Here is a 19,816-nt window from a genome sequence, read left to right as displayed (position 1 = left end):
AGAACGGATTAATAAAATCTGAAGGACTATTGATAAAATCTGGCATCTTCATAAGTAAGTAACGCGATGTGGCTGTTTACATTAGTTTTTACTGAAGTAATATCCCTATAATTTCCTCATACAATGCCTGTAACTGTTCCTCTTTTATAGCATCGATAAGTGTTCCCGTGTTTGTACACAGGACGACACTGGTATTTTTGGAAGGAAAATAAAAAGCATAGGCACCGGCTCCTACACCACTCCCCTCATGGCCGATTGCCTGCAGGCCACCATTGGTTTTATAAAAATGGAGCCCTAAGCCATATGTAGGAGTACCCTGATGATTAACTGCAACTTTCATTTCTTCCAGCGATGCGGGTGATACTACCGTTTTGTCATGGAGCAGCTTGTAGTAAAATCCAGCGATATCCTGAACGGAAGCCACAATACCGTCATCACCAATGAGGGTAAGTACTGTACCCAGTTGCAACTCGCTCATATCAGTAAAAGTGCCGTCTATTTGCAGATAGTTAGCCGTTGTTCCTACGGGAGCCGTAGTACTAGCCGAGCCCGCTATATAATAGGTATTGGAAAGTCCAATGGCGTTAATTATTTTGTCCGTAATATACTTTCGATGTCCGTTTGGAGTAACACGATCAATAATAAGAGCCAGCAGGTGATAATTTATATTGCAATACCCAAATGAGGTACCGGGTGCAAATTTTGCGGGTTGATTGTATACATAGCTCAATACCTGTTCGCTCATCATAGGCAGTGGCCCTGCAACCACATCGTTTAAAAACTGATCGCTATCCAAATAATCAGGAAGCCCTGATGTCATCGTAAGCAGCTGCCTTACTGTAATGATATTTCCGTTGGGTAGATGATTACAAATGCTAGGAAGATAGGTGTTTACTTTGGCATCGAGATTAATTTTGCCCTCCTCCTTCAGTTTTAGGACAGCAACTGCGGTAAAGGTTTTTGAAATACTCTGCATATAGTGAAGTGCAGAAGCGGCCATCGGCTTTTCATTAATTACCGCGTCTCCTGCAACCAGGGTATAATTCCCGGAAGCTGTCTTTACACTAAGGCTTAAGCCCGGGAAGTTGGACAAAGCTGCATTAAGTTTTTGCTGTGCCTGCGCTTTTCTATCAGGTGAATCGTCATGGCTACATGAGGTCATAAAAATAACAACAGCTAGTAATAAAAACTTTTTCATAACATGTAATTTGAATTATTTACATGCAAAATTCACCTAAGAAAAATGAGAAGAGGTTTCAAAAGCTTAAAAGTGCATAAATTGGTACTTATTTGCCGGTATTTTTATTTGTTTGATGTCTGGCCGGCAATTTTTTTAAAGCTTTACAAAAGGTTGTTCTTGAAGTAAAGCCCTATTCTCATCCCATCGCCAGCCCTCCGCTCTCCAAAGTCTCCAAACTTTGGAGCAAGTTTAAAGAAAATAATCTTATTACAAGTTCAACGTCAGAAGTCTTCGCACAGCAGAAATTAAAACAAAAAAAATCCCAGCTTTCGTTGGGATTTTTTAAGCAAAACAACTTACAATTCTCTATTATTGCAGGAATTTCCCGCGAAAAAAAATGCCGGATATTTTTCGTATCCGGCATTTTATAATGCTAAACTATTGATCTATTTTGCCTTATTAGCTAATCGTTTCCTGATGGTGCTTACAAACTCCTTTGAAACGCCAAATAAGTCCTTTTGTCTTAAAAAAAAAGGACCAAAAATTCAAGACTGTAAACTCATACAGTTGCCACAATTTTAATTTCGACAAGCTGTCCTGGCAATGCAAGTCCGCTTACTCCAACCATTGTACTGGCTACAGCCTCAGGATTATCGTAAAATTCTGTTTTGAAATTTTTTCTCGCCTCAAACGCCATCGTCATATCCATTGCATAGATAACTTCTTCCACCACATTTTCCATCGTCATATCATACCTTGACAATAATTCTTTAATATTTGCATAAGTTTGCTTCATTTGTGCTTCCATTCCTTCTGCCAATTCGCCTTTTTTGTTGTGACCCAACTGACCGGAAATCCAAACGGTGTTTCCTTTTTTTACTGCCTGGGCATATCCATAGATATCTTCCCAAGGCATTCCAAAGCCTTCTGCTTTTTTGTTTTCCTGTACCATTTTTTTATTGTTTAAATTAATAAGGCAAATGTAGAACGAATAAAAATCTCAGAAATTTAACTGGTTTAATAAATGATTTTTTCTTTTATTCTAAATAAAAAGGTGGTTTACCTATTCTGCATAACCACCCTAATAATTCTTCGAATTTTCGTTGTCATTTCAAGAAAGGGAAGTCTCCTCCTTATTATTTTTGTTTCTCTTTATGAGCCAAACGTTTCCTGATTGTACTTACAAACTCCTTAGAAACGCCAAGGTACGATGCAATATAATACTGCGCCACACGCTGAGGAATGGTAGGATACACCCTGATAAATTCCAGATAACGGTCTGTAGCAGGTTGAGAAATGGTATTAACCAATCGGTTTTGCAGCGTTACCACATACCGCTGCATCATCAGCCGGAATGCTCTTTCAAATTTCGGAACCTTCTGCATCAGTTCCTCTTTAGTTTCCGGATTCAACATATAAATTTCGGTATCTTCCAGGGCTTCTATAAAAATCTTCGAGGGTGTTCTATTATTAAAAGAATCAATATCGGTAATCCACCAATCTTCAACGGCAAACAGAAGGGTTACTTCAAAACCGTTTTCATCCAGATAATACGTTCGTACACATCCCTCCTTTATAAACCCTTCGAACTGGCAAATCTCTCCTTCACGCAGAAGATGTGTTTTCTTCGGGTACTTCTGAAGGGTCAGCAAACCTTCATATATATTTTCTTCTTCCGGGGTTAGGATCACAAATCGTGAGATGTTTTTGATAATATTTTGAAACATACATTTATTTTACGACCGCAAATTAGAAAAAAGCCTGTAAACTTCATTGTTCAGAAGCTATTTCATGATACCAAAATGCTAAAATTTAATGATGATCTGACAAAAAGATTGGAATCAGAAAGCAAATTAAACTATTCAAACAAAAAAATGTTATCGATAGGTACGAAATTAAACTAGATTAATTTCAGTGAAAGTGAACTATCCTACATTTGCTAAAGAATTAAAACAACAAAAAAATTATCAAATAAAACATTCATTAACATTAAAAATTTAAAACTATGAGCACACTTACATTAAAAGACGGAACAGAGATTTTTTATAAAGACCAGGGAGCAGGACCTGTATTGATGTTTCACCACGGATGGCCATTATCATCTGACGATTGGGATGCACAGGTTATCTTTTTCTTACAGAGAGGGTACAGAGTAATTTCCCATGACAGAAGAGGCCACGGCCGTTCAAGCCAGAACATCTATAATCACACCATCGAGCAATATGCTTCTGACGCTGCAGAACTTGTGGAATTCCTTGATTTGAAAGATGTTGTACACATCGGACACTCTACAGGAGGTGGTGAAGTGATCCGGTATGTGCATAAATATGCCAATGGCAGAGCAAAAAAAGCAGTTTTAATAAGTGCTGTTCCACCGGTAATGGTAAAAAGTGAAAATAATCCTGACGGGGTTCCAATGGAAGTTTTTGATGGGATCAGAGAGCAGACTTTGAATAACAGAAACCAGTTTTATTTTGATCTGACTTTCCCTTTCTATGGATATAACAGAGAAGGCGCCAATATAAAAGACGGTGTACAAAGAAACTGGTGGAGACAAGGAATGATGGGTGGCATTGTAGCTCATTATGACGGAATCAAAGCATTTTCTGAAACTGATTTCACTGAAGATCTGAAAGCTGTGGATATTCCGGTTTTGGTTCTTCACGGTGAAGATGACCAGATTGTACCTATCGAAAATTCTGCTATAAAATCTGCAAAACTATTGAAAAACGGAAAACTGATTACGTATCCCGGTTTTCCTCACGGAATGCCAACTACGGAACACGAAACAATTAATAAAGATCTTTTAGAATTTATTGAAGCTTAATAAAAAACCAATATAATAAAAGAGATGAATCAGTTTGATTCATCTCTTTATTTTTAGATTACATCATAGGAAAACAGTTATTAATTCTTTCACCCGTTTTCCGAATACTCCTGAATTCTTATTTTATTTTTTCACCAGCTCTACTCTACGGTTTTGCGCCTTCCCTTCTTCAGAACTATTATCTGCAATCGGGTTTTTGCTGCCGAAGCCTTCTGCTGAAAGTCTTACTTTATCGATACCTGAAGTAGTTATCGCATTCAATACTGCTGTAGCACGATCTTTTGAGAGTTGGATATTATGGGCATCATTTCCGCTGTTATCTGTATATCCGTTAATGGCAAGTTTTAGATGGGTGTCGTTTTTCAGGACTTTTGTGATTTCATCTACGGCTGTTTTGCCATCGGGTTGTAAGCTTGCTTTGTCTGTATCAAAATTAATATGCAATACAGCTTTGCCTTTTGCATCCAATTCTTTTTTTATTTCATCGGATTTTAATATCGAAATCGTTTGCTCAAACGGTGCTTTCTGTAGAATTTGTATGGCTCCGGTCGCCGTATTTCCATAGAGCTGAATATAAATATCATCGCCATTGGGTCTTCTTATGACATATACTTTTACGGGTTCATTCCAGTAATCTATAGAACCTTCCTCTCCAAAGTATTTGGCCTCTGGTGTTATTCTGTCAAGCTCTTGCTGAGAAACTTTACCATCAAATATTTTTACACCGCCCACTTTTGTAATGGCATCATCATAACTTTTCAAAAAATAAGGCAACGACCACTCTTCTGTATTACTTTTCCCGTTTACTACGTACGTTTTCCATACTTTTCCTTCTATTGGTGTCATTACGCCTTTAAGTGGAAAAAACAACATATCATAGCTTCTTTGTACCGGTTTATTTTGGAAGTCCAGCCCTTTGGGGAAACTGAAAAAGGGCAATTCACCCACTTCAGCATTGGAAACCGGTACTGAATTGATATCAAATTGAGTAGCTCCTCCCGGAGATTTTTCTGCAGCTCTGCCATCTTCTATGGCAACAGTATCCTGTGCAGTATCTGTTTTTTGTTCAGCTTTTTTGTTACAGGCAGTAAATAAAGCGCCTATTGATAGAATAATCAGTGTCTTCTTCATTGTAATAAATTTAGGTTTTTGGTATTTAATTTTTTTCAAATAGTGAGCAATAAGACAGCTCTAATTCTTCTTCATCAAAATCGTTCTGTATATTTTCTATACTATTTTTTTTTGCGGCACTAACTTACAAATAAAATGCGAATGGGAAAGTACCTAGATTTAAGGATTTTAGCGATTAAAAGATAATGTACGGATATTTTTTTGACGCAAAGTTTTTATTTTTGAAACTGCTGATTTTTAAGAGAGCAAAGAAAAAATCAACTTTGTTGATTCGTCGAAGCGTATGGATAAATATACCTCTTTCTGCTCCCTAGCTCTCCGAAGTCTCCTGACTTTGGAGCACTTTAAAAGAAATGATGTTATTCTACTAGCTCAAAGTCGGGAGACTTTACATAGCAGACCAGCATCAGAATAATAACACTGTCTAATTTTTTTATTAAACCACAAAAGTCACAAAAGATTTTTAAACACTTAAGCTATTTAAGTTATATATGTTGTGTATAACAAGCACACTGAAGTTTTTTTGAAAATCAAAGATTTTCATCTTATGTGAACTTAATCGTGCAGTATTTCTTTAAACTTTCTAAAGTGTACTAAAGTGTTTAAAAAAATAAAAACTTTTGTGACTTTTGTGGTTAACTGACTTTGGGGTACTTTAAAAGAAATGATGTTATTTTACCAGCTCAAAGTCGGGAGACTTTGCATAGCAGACCAGCATCAGAATACTAACACTTTCTAATTTTTTTATTAAACCACAAAAGTCACAAAAGATTTTTTAAACACTTAAGCTATTTAAGTTATATACGTTGTGTATAACAAGTACACTGAAGTTTTTTTGAAAATCAAAGATTTTCATCTTATGTGAACTTAAATATACAGTATCTCCTTAAGCTTTCTAAAGTGTACTAAAGTGTTTAAAAAATAAAAACTTTTGTGACTTTTGTGGTTAACTGACTTTGGAGCACTTTAAAAGAAATGATGTTATTCTACTAGCTCAAAGTCGGGAGACTTTACATAGCAGACCAGCATCAGAATAATAACACTGTCTAATTTTTTTATTAAACCACAAAAGTCACAAAAGATTTTTTAAACCCTGAAGCTATTTAAGTTATATACGTTGTGTATAAAAAGTACACTGAAGTTTTTTTGAAAATCAAAGATTTTCATCTTATGTGAACTTAAATATACAGTACCTCCTTAAGCTTTCTAAAGTGTACTAAAGTGTTTAAAAAAATAAAAACTTTAGTGACTTTTGTGGTTAAGTTTAAACACTCCAAAAAATTCATTGCATAGCAGAAACATTCTTATCAACAAAATCTATTTTTCTTTATCACTTATATCCTATTTTTGTAAAAAAACTAATGGACAAATTAAGTTTTCTGGAAGTTATTGCTGCGATTGCCGTTTTTGTATCGCTGCTGCTTGCCGTATTTTTGTTAACGGTAAAAACAGAAAGAAAACTGGAAAGTAGGTTATTTGCAGCGTTCCTTATCATTAATGCCATTGATATCAGTGGGATTTTCATGCACCTTTTTGTGGAGAGTTATAATCTGAAAGCTTTCAAAATATCTGCTTACTTATTGGTAATGCCTCTTTTCTATCTGTATGTGAATGCTGTTTGTTATTCTGATTTCACCTTAAAAAGAAAGCATTTACTGCATCTTATTCCTTTCATTGTGGCCAACTTAATTTTAGTTCCAAGGCTTTATCTGGCAGAAGGTGCTGCTAAAGAAGCTTTCTTTACAACGATGTGGCAATCCCCTGAAATGTTTGTGTATCAACTCATCGGGGAACTGCAGTTTTTCTTTTATATCGTCGCCGTATTCATTGTGCTTAAAAAATATAAGAAGATTTATCTTGAAAACTATACGAATCCCAACACTTTATTATACCAATGGCTGTTTCAGCTTACCTTGATTTTCCTATTCATCCATGTATGTATTATTTTTAAAAATATCATACGATATACGGCATACAACGATCTGTTTATCTGGATCCATATTGTAGCGGGAGCTTCCTTTTTACTGGCTGCCTGCTGGTTTATCTTAAAGGCATTAAATTATCCTGAGCTTTTTCGCAGAATTGATTCTACCTTACAACCGACAGAAGATTTTGCGGAAACATTAGAAACTGAACATACAACCGACGGAACAAAAAGTTCTCAGATCGAACAGCTTAGAAAATTCATGGCTGAAAAAGAACCTTTCCTGGAGCCTTCATTAACGATTCAGGAATTGGCAGATCAGGTGAATATTCCTGTTCGTGAGTTGTCTGTTTTAATTAACCATCACCTCAATCAGCACTTTTTTGATTTTGTGAATGAATACCGCGTTAAAAAAGCAATGACCCTACTGAAAGATCCCACAAAAAAAGAATATACGGTGCTGGAAATCTTGTATGAAGTAGGTTTCAATTCAAAATCTTCTTTTCATACCTCTTTTAAAAAATATACGAACCAAACGCCAACCGCATTCAGAAACAGTTGATAATTAATTAATTGTAAAAAATCGAACTGTGGATTGTAAATAATCGGACTCATTCTATTCTTGAAAATGAGTCCGACTTTTTTATACGGACTTTTTTCAAGATTCTCTACAGCATATTTGCATCAGATTATGAATGTCAAATTAAAATTCTGACCATGAAATATGTAACCCTTATTTTATTTTTCGCCTTACTTGGCTGTAAAAGTGTTCACCCAACCCATCAACAAAATGTTGAAGATGCTATTACAAAAAATGCTCTTCAGTTATTAAAGGACAAAAGATTTCATTCTGTTTCCATTGCCGTGCTTAAAGATGGAAAATCCACTATACAACATTTTGGAGAATTAACGATTGGTAAAGGAAACAAACCCGACGATTCTACTCTTTATGAATTAGCTTCTGTAACCAAAACCTTTACCGGTTATATAGCCGCTAAAGCCGTACTTGATCAAAAAATACATTTAGAGGATGATATCAGAATCTATCTTAATGAACCTTATCCTAATTTAGCATTTAAAGGTGAACCTATAAGAATCAAACACCTCATCACCCATACCAGTGGATTTCCTAATTTCCCCATAAAAAGTGAAAATAAAAAGGCTTTTTTTGAAGGATTAAAACTCATCAAGATTGAAACGAAGCCCGGAGAAGTCTATTCCTATTCAAACACCGCTCCGGAGCTGACCGCCTATATCCTTGAAAAAGTGTATCAAAAACCGTTTGAGGAATTGGTCACTGAATTTATTTTGAAGCCCAATAACATGAACCAAACTAAGTTCACACTCACTGAAAATGACAGAACAAGATTGGTAAAAGGCTATAACGATAAAAACGAGCTAATGCCCAACTTCAACAGAACTTTATGGGGTGGAATTTCAGGACTGCACTCTACAACTACGGATTTGGTGAAATATATGAAACTGCAGCTTGACCCATCCAATCCTATTGTCAAAGAATCTCATAAAAAATTATATAAAGAAGGTTCTGATTTTTGGGAAGGCTATCATTGGTACATCATAGAAAATGATCATCAATTAATATATAGACATCACGGTGGTATATACGGAATACAGAACTGGTTGGTGATCTATCCTAAACAAAATATGGGGATATCCATACTGACCAACACCAGCTTTAATGAAACTGGAGACATTTTAGAAAAAGTAGTGGATAACCTGTATGATGATATAATGAAAACAAAAAAATAAAAAGCACCTAACAAAGCCTTCAAAGTAGACACTGACTCTCCAAAGTCGGAGACTTTGTGCCGCTGAGTGAGATAAAACAGCACGAATCCTTCTTCATCAACATCAACATCACAATATTTTATAATGTATTATTTTCTGCAGCACTCACTTACAAATAAAACATTACGCCTTCTTAGTTTTAAGGATCTTATTGACTAAAAAGATAATGTGCTAATGACGTATTTTTCTGACGCAAAGATTTCATTTTTGAAACCGCTGATTTTAAGAGAGTAAAGGTAGAATCAACAAAGTTGGTTCGTTGAAGCATATGGATAATCATACTGCTTCATCAGCGATGAAGTCGCATCACTTTGCCCACTTACAATAAAGCAGAATTATTTATAAACTTTGCGTTCATCTTTTTTAATTAAAAACATTTATCATCCAACGAGTTAATAAAAAAACAATCGATTGATTCACACTGATTTTACATTTAAAACAAACCTCAAAATACACCTCAAATCATTAGTATTGCTTCATCACAAAATCCATTTGTCTGTCAAATCCTGTCCTCAGATCATCTGGTTCTGTTTGTATTTCAACATCCGGCTTAATTCCTTTTGGATCATTGATGAAATGGGGGGTTCTCATTCTGTATTGAAAAGTAGGGATCCAAACCAATGTTTTCGAATAAGGTAAAACAAAAGCCTGCCCGCCTGAGTTGCTGTAATTACTTCCTTGTGAATATTCTCCATAAAATTTCCCAATTTTATGCTCCTTCATCAAGGCTAACAAATGTCCTGTGGTTGAAAAACATCCGCCATTGATCAGAACGCTGATCTTGCCTTTGTAAAAATTGGGTTTGTTTTGTTGGAGTTCAAACCACCAATTATCTGTACCGTCAGTTTCTGTGTAGCAGTTTAATCCATCCTTGAATTTTGTTTCATTCAGATTTATTTCTTCAATATTGTCCGGATATTGAGCGTAATGCTTCCATTCCTTTACGCTTTTATATTTTGCTCCCATATAATCAAAATAGTAATAAGGAGTACTGCTGATATATGAAAATAAGTAGTTGGCAATATCTGCCGAACCACCGCTATTATCTCGTAAATCGATAATTAAATTTTTAGTTTTTAAACTGTCAAGTCGTGTGAAAAAGCGGTCTAACTGTTTCTCTGCAATTTTTCGGTCTGCTTCATTATACCCATTTTCAAATGAACGGAATTTTAAAACAGCTAAGTCGTTTGTTTTGAACTCTGTGGTTAAAGGTTCTGTTTTTTTTGAAATATAACTAGTATATTCCTTAAATGGCATTCCCTTAAATATTCCTTTCAATTTATGATTGCTACGGTCTGCATATTCAATTTCAAATTTTTCTGTTTGATTATACATAAAATAATAAAAAGGGAAATTACTGAATCGTACATTTAATCCGGTTTCATTTCTGCCTTCAAGATGTATGTATTGCTTCATTTCGTTCACCACAGCATTGATGTCTTTTCCATTTATTGTTAGAATTCTCAATCCTGTATATTCTTTATTTTCCTGAGATGATTTATCCAGATAATAATGGCCCATAATTTTATAGATGCTGAAAGGAAAAACTAACCTTTCATTGAGTAAACCAATAATTTGTCCCCTATCAACGGCTGTATGCCCGTCTTTAATTTTTGCCATTAAGGTGGCTGTCAATTTATAATATTCTACAAGGGAAAGATCAGTTTTTATGGAGCTTTTTAAAGAGGAATACGTTTTATCAAATTCATTTTTTGAACAGAACATAAATTGCCCGGGATGAATGGTATTTGTTAAATGATAGAGTTCTGAAAACTCGGCAATAACGCTGTCTTTTTTTAGCGATTTGTCAAACAGTTCTGGATTTTTTAATGTTGTATTTTGCCCAGAAGCAACATTGATTGTCAACAATAAAAGGGGTAATACGATCTTTAAATTCATTTTAAATGTTTTTACTCTACAATTGTTTGAATAACCTAGCTCTCCGAAGTCTCCTGACTTTGGAGCAAGTTTAAAGAAAATAATATTATTTACTACCTCAAAGTCAGGAGACTTTACGCAGCAGAGGTAGTTTTCATTTGATCAGTTTATTATTTAATAAGAATGTTTTAATGTCATTCACTACTTCATTCGGGCGTTCGTCTTTTACACCATGCCATGTATTTTCATATACCTTGTGAACAATAAAAGGCCTATGTTCTTCAGTAAGTTTATCATTTTCTTCTTTAAAATCGAACCAATCATTTTTACTGACAGGGTCGAAAATGAGCAAAGGTGTATTTAGATTTCGATAAATTATTTTAGGATTTAATTGATGTGTTGAAGCACCAAAAGCCGTTTTAGAAGTAAAAGGAGTGTAAATAATGGCAATGTTTTCTTCGGCTGAATTCTCGCCGGTAAGTTCTTCTGCACCTGGATTTATTTCATATTTTCCGTTTGTATTTTTCTTTATTCGGGCATAAGAAGTGAAAATTTCTTTTTTCAGTTTCTCGTTTTCTTTTCCTTTTATCCCCCAATTATTATACATCAACCAATACGTATCAAAGTCATTATCAAAGACCAGTGTTTTTTTGTTGGCATAATACTGTTTCGTTTCTTCAATATCTTTTCCAATATTAGCCGACTTTGTCTGAAAATCCCAAGCCACAGAACCGCCATCTTCTAAAATAAGAGCCTGAACCATTTCCGGATAAGCATCATAAAATGCCGAACTGATAGTTCCTCCTCTTGACCAGCCTCCGATAATTGCTTTTTTGATTTTCATTGTATCTAAAAGAAATTTAATATCATCAGCAACGTGATAAACAGAAAGGTTTTTTGGGGGAATTGGGGTAAACCCATGACCATAGTAATCAATGGCAATGACATGCAAATTCATTTTTACCAATTGATTTACGATTTCGTATAATTCATATCCATTGCTATACGTTCCGGGAATCCAGACAAGTGTTGGATTTTTTTTATCTCCCCATTCCAAATAATGCATTCTTACATTATTGGTTTGGATAAAATTTCCGTGTTGTTTTTCGTATTTCTCAAATTCCGGTTTTAAACTTTGGAACAAATTCCGTTGTGTTATGGAATCTGCGGAAGCGTTTTTTTGAGCTGCTGCTGATAAATAGACTATGAAAGAAAGCAATAGAATGATCTTTTTTTTCATAATTCACATGTTTTACTTTGTTTTAATTGGTAGTATTTACGATGGTTATTTTCCGATACATAAACGATACGACTTGTAAGGCAATCGTTTATGTTTCACAGTAACAATATAGTAAATTTATTAAGTATCATAACACTCATTTCATTGTTCATTCATTTTTTCTTGCCCTGTTTTCCGTATGAAAGAGCTATATTTAAACCGTGATATACTCAACCAAATCTTTAACTCCCTTTTTATAAAAAATTGATTTATACAACACTTTTAAATATTGCAATTTTCCAGGGAATCGTCTTAGGAGTAGTTATTTTAAAATCTTCCTTATTCAGTAGTAAGTCAAATAAGTATTTAGCCTACTTACTATTTGCACTTTCCATGGTTTTACTGAATTATGTTTTTGAAATTGAAGGTACATTTAAGTCCTATCCCTTGCTACGTTTTCTGGACTATATTGAGTGGATATTTTTACTCCCCGTCTTCATCTTCCTTTTTATAATAAACCGAATTGATGATACCATAAAGAACAGACAAAGAGCTTATTTGTATTACATTCCTTTTATCTATTCCTCTACTTTTGTTATTATATACCATCTTAATGATATTTTAGGGATTTATAAAATCACAGATTCACGCATTTTCATCATCAATATACTTATGCTGATTCAGCTTTTATTTGCCTTTATCATCATCCTGTTTCCACCTTTTTACTCTTATTTTATGATAAGGCACTTAAAAGACCCACAAGAGAAAAGATGGGTAATTACCTTATTAACCACCCTCTATTTATTGTTATCTACCTGGCTAATTACGTATATGACTGGCTTCTTTTTTGGAATAGACATTTCCTCTACCATGAGTGGACTGGCTTTATCGGCAACCTTTATCATGCACTGGACAGCTTATATAGGTATTTACAAATATAAGCTTGCCAAAAACAAAGAGGCTGTCTACCATTTTATAAACAACGATTTGGTTATTATACATCCTAATCCGCAAGTTGCAGAAAACAGTATAACGCAAGAAAATAACACTGCCGAAGAATCCAGAGAATCTATAACGGCTGACAATCTTTATTTTCAAAAACTGGAACTTCTTTGTAAAGACGAGCACATTTATACGGACAGTACATTAAACAGAGAAAAAGTTGCTGAAAAACTAGGCATAAGTGCAGGATATGTTTCACAAATTGTAAATACGATCACAGGAGACAACTTTGCTCATTATATTAATCAATATCGGGTGGAAGCTGTCAAGGAAATGATATCAGATCCGGAATATGACAACTATAATCTACTGACAATGGGATTAGAAGCTGGGTTTACTTCAAAAACAACTTTTTTTAAAGCCTTTAAAAAAGTGACGGGTAAGACCCCCAATGAGTATAAAAACACTGTTAAATAAGTACCATTTTGTCCATTTTTAAGCTTTTGAAACCTGTTGTCATTTGAATTATTTGAGTTTTGCATTTAAATAATTCAAATAACTTTTTTATGAAAAAAACCTTTTCACTACTCATCATTTTGTTTGCTTTTTATTCCGTGTATGCTCAAAGTGAAACTGATGCCAACCCTTATCAGAAAAACAATGAAATTAAGTTAAATTTAATCGCGCCGTTATCCGGAGCTGTACAAGTAGATTACGAACGACATCTCAACAAACATTCATCAGTGGGGATCTCTGCCTATATGGTTTATGACCATACAAAAGAGGAGGATATGAATTACAACATCTCCCCTTATTACAGATATTATTTTGGAAAAAAATATGCTTCCGGTTTATTTGTCGAAGGATTTGGAATGTTCACTTCCATTGATGGGAAAAAAATATACGCACCAGACAACGTGACATTCACTGAAAATAAAGATGTTTATGATATTGCACTAGGTGCAGGTCTAGGCTGGAAATTGGTCACAAAAAAAGGACTTGTTTTTGAAGCCAACGTTGGCTATGGAAAACTTTTGTTCAATGCAGACAAAACAGATCATGACGTGGTGGCAAAATTTGGATTGAGTATTGGCTACCGATTTTAATATCTAAAAACGGCAGCATAAGAAGCCTTTTGTTCGCGGCGGATAAAGTACAAAATTAAAGAATGAATAAAATCCTGACAAAAGTTGGGATTTTATGCCTTTCTTTTAGCACTTTCTTCACAAGAATACCGTTCAACCCAAGGTCAGTCCGGGAAATAAATTATCTTTGTTACGGACAGAAATTTTATCAATCATGAAGTTAGAATTATATCAAATAGATGCGTTTACAGATGAGATTTTCCATGGAAATCCTGCGTGTGTTGTTCCTTTACAGCATTGGCTACCCGATGAGACTCTCTTACAAATAGCCCGTGAAAATGCGGTGGCAGAAACCGCTTTTTTTATTGATAATGGTGATACCATTCATCTGAGATGGTTTACTCCTGAAATAGAGATGGATTTATGCGGGCATGCTACCCTTGCTACGGCTCATTGCTTGGCTTCCATCTTAGACTATCAGAACAGCAGAATTGTTTTTGAAACCAAAAGCGGAGAATTAACCGTGGATGTAAAAGACGGATTTTATTATATGGATTTCCCGTCAAGAATGCCTGAAGCATCCACTCTTCCGGATGCTATAGCCCAATCTCTGAATATACAGCCTAAGGAAGTCTTCCAATCAAGGGACTATGTCCTGGTATACGAGTCTGAAGAAGACATCAAAAAAATAAAAATTGAAAGATCTGTTTTTGACCTCATCAATCTGGATCCGGGAGGTGTTGTGGTGACAGCGGCAGGTACTGACAGTGATTTTGTCTCAAGATATTTTACCCCGCAGTCGTCAATTCTTGAAGATCCGGTAACGGGCTCTGCACACTGCTCCCTTATTCCGTTCTGGTCATCAAGATTGGGGAAAGACAAGCTTTTCGCCCGCCAGCTATCAGAAAGAGGCGGCCAGCTCTTTTGTGAAAATAAAAATGAAAGAGTGATTGTGGCAGGTAAAGCCAGAACCTATTCTACAGGACATCTATGGATAGAATAGTAATGTTTTGATTAAGCTCAACAACTCAATTTTATAAAAAAGTAATCTGAGAATAATCCTTTCAGGTTCATCAACTACAATAGGCACTTATTTAGGAAATAGGTGCCTATTACTGTAAGGGTATAAAAGTTTATTTTTATTCACGCTTTCCGTTAATATAGGCATACATAGCAGTAGCATGCCCATGCCCTAATTCAAAATCCTCTTTTAACCAATTGATTATTTCTGTTGCTTTTACTCCCTTTTTTAGTTTTCCTTCTTCGGTAAATCCTTTGTCAGCAGCTAAATTTTCAAAATCAGAACGGGACTTTCCGGTTTTTTCTTCAATGTTTTTAATGTAGGTTTGAAATGACATAATATTTTATTTTTTGGTTACTTTTTATTTCTAATTATTAAGTGTCTATACTTTTGTTACATTCGGTAAATCTACCCCAGCTCCTTTGAGGGCTGCATAGGTTAATTTATCCATCATTGCTCCATCAAAATCAATACTTTTAAGGGTTTTATAATATCTGTTGGTAAGGGCAAATGTTGATCGGAAAGAAACATTTTTTAATGCAGCACCTTTAAAAGAAACCCCTTTTAGACAGGCATTATCGAATTTTACATTAATGAAAAGCTGTCTATCAAGACACAGCCCGCTCATGTCTGAAGAACTAAAATCTACCCCGTCAAATTCGCAGTTTTCAAAAATGGTTTTTCTCAGATCACCGCTCACCATCTTTACATCAATTAAGTTGATATCGGTAAATCTTGCGTGAGTAAGATCAGATGAGGAAAACTCTGTTCGGACTAAAACAGCTTTGTTAAAGTTTGTTCCAGAGAGGTTATTATTAGCCAGCACACAATCTGTAAGATCCGCACCTTCAAAATTACCATCACTCACATCACTGTTCTTAAAAGAACTGCCTTTTAAATCTGCTTCGGAAAAATCTACTCCTTTCAGATCACTTCCCCAAAATTTTCTCTCCGGAGCGTTTACTCCAGCAAAATCTGTCCCTACAAAAGCTCCTCCGCTAAAATTAGTGAGTAATGGTTCACTTACAGAAATTGAAGGGGCCATCTCTGCATTATTTTTTTGCCCAGTTTGGTCAGTGTTATTAGCCCTATTTTTAATGGCCAACTCTTCTTTTTGAGCGGGTGCATTCTCTGAAAAATAGTTAAGGTCTAAATTAAAAATTTCAGAGAGACGGTTAATGGTAATAAAATCAGGTACTGATTCTCCACGCTCCCATTTTCCAACCGCCTGCGGACTGATAAATAAAAGTTGTGCAAGCTGCGCCTGGGACATTCTGTTTTCTTTTCGTGCCTGAACGATTTTATCGCCTAGTTTCTTTATATCCATATTCTTGTATTTTTAGTCTTTTTGACAGGACAAAGATAGCTCCAGGTTTATCCATATCTATCAGGATTATAGATACTCTTAGTTGTAATTACACTACTTGCAGTTGTATTTGACAACGTACAGTAGTATTGAATAAGACAAGGTAGATATTCATCATTTACCATGATAAAATTGCTCCTCCATACAATCTGAGGAATAATATTAATCCCTGTTTTATTAATAACAATTATTGTATCTAATTACTTCTTATCCTCATCAAAACGTCTCACAATTTTTATCGAAAATAGATAAAAAACATTAAAAAAATTTCATATATATTTTTTTACAACAATAATTTATTGAACATTGCAAAATAACCCCCTAAATATCAATTTTCGAAGTCTTTAAATGATTAAATTAGCACTGAATTAAAATGCGTTAAGATTTCTATGAAAAATATATTCTGTGTATTGCTTATTTCACTAGTATCACCTGTACTGGCACAAAGTCAATTAGAAAAGGCAATTACCAATCTCGAGAATAATTACGAACAGGAAAAAGTTTATATACTGACGGACAAGTCACAATATGCAGCTGGGGACAAGATCTGGTTCAAAAGTTTTGTATTTGAGGGCTATAACCGTTCTGCATTGTCTACTACTCTATTTGTGGAGCTGTACAATTCCGATAAGAAATTGATAGACTGGAAAACGGTACTTCTGACCAATGGCGAGGGCAGCGGAGATTTTCAACTGAAAGAGAACCTTCCGGAGCAAGTCTATTTTTTAAGAGCATACACCCCTTACATGACTAATTTTAGTGAAGATTTTCAGATTGTGAAAACGCTTCCGGTTTACAACCCAACCTCCACAGAATCGTTAGTGATTGGCAAAAGTTCTGATTGGTCTGCTAAAGCCTTTCCGGAAGGAGGAACTTTCATCAACGGTATGCCTACGAAATTTGCCGTAAGAGTATCAAGTGATACTCCTCTACCGGGCACGTGGACCGGAAAAGTAATAGATACCCAAAGTCCCAATGCACCCATCACGACCTTTACCTCTTTTGATAAAAATGTTGCTTCTTTTAGCATAACTCCAGCGTTAGGAAAAAAATACCAGGTTATCGTTCAGGATAACACCGGAAAAAGTAAAACGGTAGATCTGCCACAAGTTACAGATATGGGTGTTCATCTGGAAGTTTACAACTCTAAAGAAGGAATTAAATACACCCTAAAAGGAGTTAATTTAAAACAGAAACTTCAAAACTATAAAATTGTAGGAACCATCAATAACCACCTTGCTTACAAAGCCAATATTAACCAATTGATCAATGAAGCTTCCAGTCTTATTCCCGCAAAAATCAATAATGAAGCCAACGGTATTTTACAGTTAGCCATTTTTGATGAACAAGATCATCTGGTAGCCCAAAGACTTTGCTTTGTAAAGCCGAATAGTTTACATATTGAGAAAGCCGAAATTATAGCTCAGAATATAAAACAGACGCCAAGATCTTTCAACAGTATTGATCTTTCCCCGGAATCGTATTTTAAAAATTATACTGTTTTGGTAAGTGAGGATGACGGTACCCAGGCTCCGGAAGAAGAAAATATGCTGAGCAGGCTTTGGTTAACCGGAGATTTTACTTCAAAAATAGACAGTCCGGCCCAATATTTTTCTAAAAATGCCAATACTGAAGCCTTAGACGCACTGCTTATATCTGAAAACTGGAAAAGATTTGACTGGAATTCTGTACTTACCGGATTTGTACCAGCCATTAAAACCAATTCCCAGCAATTTCTTTCTTACAGGATAAAACCTATTAAAAACAATGCCCTGCTTATCAATTCCAGTGTAATTTTAGCTTTGAAATTAGGTAAAAATGAACCCACGCTTACCCCGTCTAAAACAGACCAAAACGGATATATCTATTTAGATAATCTTAACTACTCTGAACCTTTGAATGTTTCTGTTCTTGCAACTTCAGAAAATAATCAGGAATCAAGCACTGACAATCTATTTGTCACCGTAGAACCACTGGTTACTCCCACACCGTTTAAAGGCAATTTTCCAGGTACAAAATATACCTTAGTAAAAACCAGCGGAAACAAAACTCTTCCTCCATCTATTACCAAGGCCATCAACAACCAGAAAAACAGCAGAAAAAACGGGAGTTCTGATGTACAGATTGAAGAAGTAAAATTAACAGGAAAAAAGAAAGACCCAACGGTAGAATTAAACAGTCAACTGTCTAGTGGAATGTTTAATTCCCTGAATTCTACGATATTCGACTTTGTCAACGAAGACCAACATGCCGCAGGGTCAACCGATATATTATCTTGGCTACAAGGGAGAGCTGCCGGCCTGGTATTCCAAAGAAATAACTTAGGCGAGAATGTTCCCTACATGCGGGGCAGTAAAGCTCAGCTCTATTTAGATGAAATGGCTACTGAACCAGGCATGATTATGAATGTTCCTATAAGCAATATTGCCATGGTGAAAATCATCAAAGGATCCGGATTAGTGGGTAATGCTGTATTGATCTACACGATGAGAGGGAATATGAAACCTAAAAGCAATGAAAAAGAAGCGCAAAAGAACAACTCATCTGTCATAAAAGGCTATGATCGGCCTTCGGAATTTCTTATTGAAACCCTGGATACCGATGATCCTGAAAAGAAAATTGAAAATGACACCCGGGAAACACTCTATTGGAATCCTAATTTATTTGACAGCGAATATGTGCCACCGAGAATTAAATTTTTCAATAACGACACTGCAAAACAATATAAGGTACTGATCATCAGTTTTGATGAAGACGACCATATTCTTTATCAGAATGAAGTTTTTAAATAATAGATTTCTTTATAAAAGCCTTTCAGTTTTTCTGAAAGGCTTTTGTATTTTTTAATCTAATCACGTCCGGTGTTTTTCTCTGTAAAACGGCATACTGAAGCTTTTTAAAACGCAAAGATGAGATGTAACCGGTTTATTGACTCACTTTCCGTTCTCCGAGATATTGCTGAAATCTCAAAAGATATCCGTCAGAATCCTGTATAAGGAGCTCCTTAACACCTTCTTCCATCGTATTTATTCTATACCATATTTCTTTCGGTTCTCTAAAATAAGCTAACTTATTCGTTTCAATTTTATCAATAATATCATCCAGACAGTTTACTTCAATCTGAAAATTAATACCCCGACCTCTGGGAAAAACAAGCTGGTCAGTCAACCATGAATCGGAACTGTCCTGCTCAAGCATAAGCTGAGCGCCCTCATATGAAATCAGTGCAAAACAGTCTTCCTCCCTTTCATATTCCAATATAAATCCCAATTGTTCCATATAAAACTTCTTAGAATTGCCAATATCGGTCACCAATAATTCAGGAATTAACCTGTTAAATTTTATAGTATCTGCATTCATAGCTATTGAATAGTTTTTGAGCTGGTTTATCTCAAAATGTCCTGAATCAAAGATAAAAACTTTATGAGAAAGGG

Annotated in this window: 16 protein-coding genes; 7 read left to right on the top strand and 9 right to left on the bottom strand. The window is 35.2% G+C overall.

Annotated elements, in window-relative coordinates:
- Positions 1-88 precede the first annotated feature (88 nt).
- From DRF57_RS06345 to DRF57_RS06335, 3 genes are all read right to left on the bottom strand, one after another.
- Positions 89-1,198: a serine hydrolase domain-containing protein gene (locus DRF57_RS06345; RefSeq protein WP_115917501.1), complete on the bottom strand. Its 1,110-nt coding sequence runs from the start codon at positions 1,196-1,198 to the stop codon at positions 89-91.
- 541 nt (positions 1,199-1,739) lie between these two features.
- A complete protein-coding gene (locus DRF57_RS06340; RefSeq protein WP_115917499.1) occupies positions 1,740-2,132 on the bottom strand; it encodes a Rid family hydrolase in 393 nt (130 codons plus the stop codon).
- 184 nt (positions 2,133-2,316) lie between these two features.
- The gene (locus tag DRF57_RS06335; RefSeq protein ID WP_115917497.1) at positions 2,317-2,907 is read right to left on the bottom strand and encodes a Crp/Fnr family transcriptional regulator; all 591 of its coding nucleotides are present in this window, start codon (positions 2,905-2,907) and stop codon (positions 2,317-2,319) included.
- A 278-nt stretch (positions 2,908-3,185) separates the two neighbouring features.
- On the opposite strand from DRF57_RS06335, the gene DRF57_RS06330 reads away from it, so the two are divergent.
- Entirely contained in the window at positions 3,186-4,007 is an 822-nt protein-coding gene (locus DRF57_RS06330) for an alpha/beta fold hydrolase (protein WP_115917495.1), read from the top strand.
- A 123-nt stretch (positions 4,008-4,130) separates the two neighbouring features.
- On the opposite strand, the gene DRF57_RS06325 is transcribed toward DRF57_RS06330, so the two are convergent.
- Complete coding sequence (locus DRF57_RS06325; protein WP_115917493.1) at positions 4,131-5,138, bottom strand: OmpA family protein; 1,008 nt, start codon at positions 5,136-5,138, stop codon at positions 4,131-4,133.
- A gap of 1,361 nt (positions 5,139-6,499) precedes the next feature.
- Here DRF57_RS06325 and DRF57_RS06320 point away from each other — a divergent pair.
- Together DRF57_RS06320 and DRF57_RS06315 are read left to right on the top strand one after the other, a co-directional pair.
- Positions 6,500-7,624 carry a helix-turn-helix domain-containing protein gene (locus tag DRF57_RS06320; protein WP_115917492.1) on the top strand — a complete coding sequence of 375 codons (1,125 nt, stop codon included), beginning with the start codon at positions 6,500-6,502 and terminating at the stop codon, positions 7,622-7,624.
- Positions 7,625-7,779: 155 nt separating this feature from the next.
- Entirely contained in the window at positions 7,780-8,832 is a 1,053-nt protein-coding gene (locus DRF57_RS06315; protein WP_115917490.1) for a serine hydrolase domain-containing protein, read from the top strand.
- 504 nt (positions 8,833-9,336) lie between these two features.
- On the opposite strand, the gene DRF57_RS06310 is transcribed toward DRF57_RS06315, so the two are convergent.
- Positions 9,337-10,770, bottom strand: a complete 1,434-nt coding sequence (locus DRF57_RS06310; RefSeq protein WP_115917488.1) for a S41 family peptidase — start codon at positions 10,768-10,770, stop codon at positions 9,337-9,339.
- A 133-nt stretch (positions 10,771-10,903) separates the two neighbouring features.
- Entirely contained in the window at positions 10,904-11,989 is a 1,086-nt protein-coding gene (locus tag DRF57_RS06305; protein WP_115917486.1) for an alpha/beta fold hydrolase, read from the bottom strand.
- 243 nt (positions 11,990-12,232) lie between these two features.
- On the opposite strand from DRF57_RS06305, the gene DRF57_RS06300 reads away from it, so the two are divergent.
- From DRF57_RS06300 to DRF57_RS06290, 3 genes are all read left to right on the top strand, one after another.
- Positions 12,233-13,387, top strand: a complete 1,155-nt coding sequence (locus tag DRF57_RS06300) for a helix-turn-helix domain-containing protein (RefSeq protein WP_115917484.1) — start codon at positions 12,233-12,235, stop codon at positions 13,385-13,387.
- A gap of 89 nt (positions 13,388-13,476) precedes the next feature.
- Positions 13,477-14,016, top strand: coding sequence for a DUF3575 domain-containing protein (locus DRF57_RS06295; RefSeq protein WP_084087416.1), 540 nt, complete (start codon positions 13,477-13,479; stop codon positions 14,014-14,016).
- 193 nt (positions 14,017-14,209) lie between these two features.
- Complete coding sequence (locus DRF57_RS06290) at positions 14,210-14,998, top strand: PhzF family phenazine biosynthesis protein (RefSeq protein WP_047486424.1); 789 nt, start codon at positions 14,210-14,212, stop codon at positions 14,996-14,998.
- Between the two features lie 136 nt (positions 14,999-15,134).
- Here the strand turns inward: DRF57_RS06290 and DRF57_RS06285 are convergent, their stop codons facing one another.
- Together DRF57_RS06285 and DRF57_RS06280 are read right to left on the bottom strand one after the other, a co-directional pair.
- The gene (locus tag DRF57_RS06285) at positions 15,135-15,353 is read right to left on the bottom strand and encodes a DUF4287 domain-containing protein (RefSeq protein WP_047486426.1); all 219 of its coding nucleotides are present in this window, start codon (positions 15,351-15,353) and stop codon (positions 15,135-15,137) included.
- 45 nt (positions 15,354-15,398) lie between these two features.
- Positions 15,399-16,343 (bottom strand): pentapeptide repeat-containing protein, encoded by a 945-nt coding sequence (locus DRF57_RS06280; RefSeq protein ID WP_115917482.1) that lies wholly within the window; start codon positions 16,341-16,343, stop codon positions 15,399-15,401.
- Positions 16,344-16,771: 428 nt separating this feature from the next.
- Between DRF57_RS06280 and DRF57_RS06275 the strand changes: the two genes are divergently transcribed.
- Positions 16,772-19,174 (top strand): hypothetical protein, encoded by a 2,403-nt coding sequence (locus DRF57_RS06275; RefSeq protein ID WP_174772362.1) that lies wholly within the window; start codon positions 16,772-16,774, stop codon positions 19,172-19,174.
- A 133-nt stretch (positions 19,175-19,307) separates the two neighbouring features.
- Here DRF57_RS06275 and DRF57_RS06270 read toward each other — a convergent pair whose 3' ends face one another.
- On the bottom strand, positions 19,308-19,742 hold the full coding sequence (locus tag DRF57_RS06270) for a bleomycin resistance protein (RefSeq protein ID WP_115917570.1): 435 nt from the start codon (positions 19,740-19,742) through the stop codon (positions 19,308-19,310).
- Positions 19,743-19,816 lie beyond the last annotated feature (74 nt).

The sequence above is a fragment of the Chryseobacterium rhizosphaerae genome, from assembly GCF_003385455.1.
In the GTDB taxonomy this organism is placed as follows: domain Bacteria; phylum Bacteroidota; class Bacteroidia; order Flavobacteriales; family Weeksellaceae; genus Chryseobacterium; species Chryseobacterium rhizosphaerae.
The sequence above is the reverse complement of the archived record's forward strand: the minus strand, read 5'-3'. Positions and strand labels throughout refer to the sequence as shown.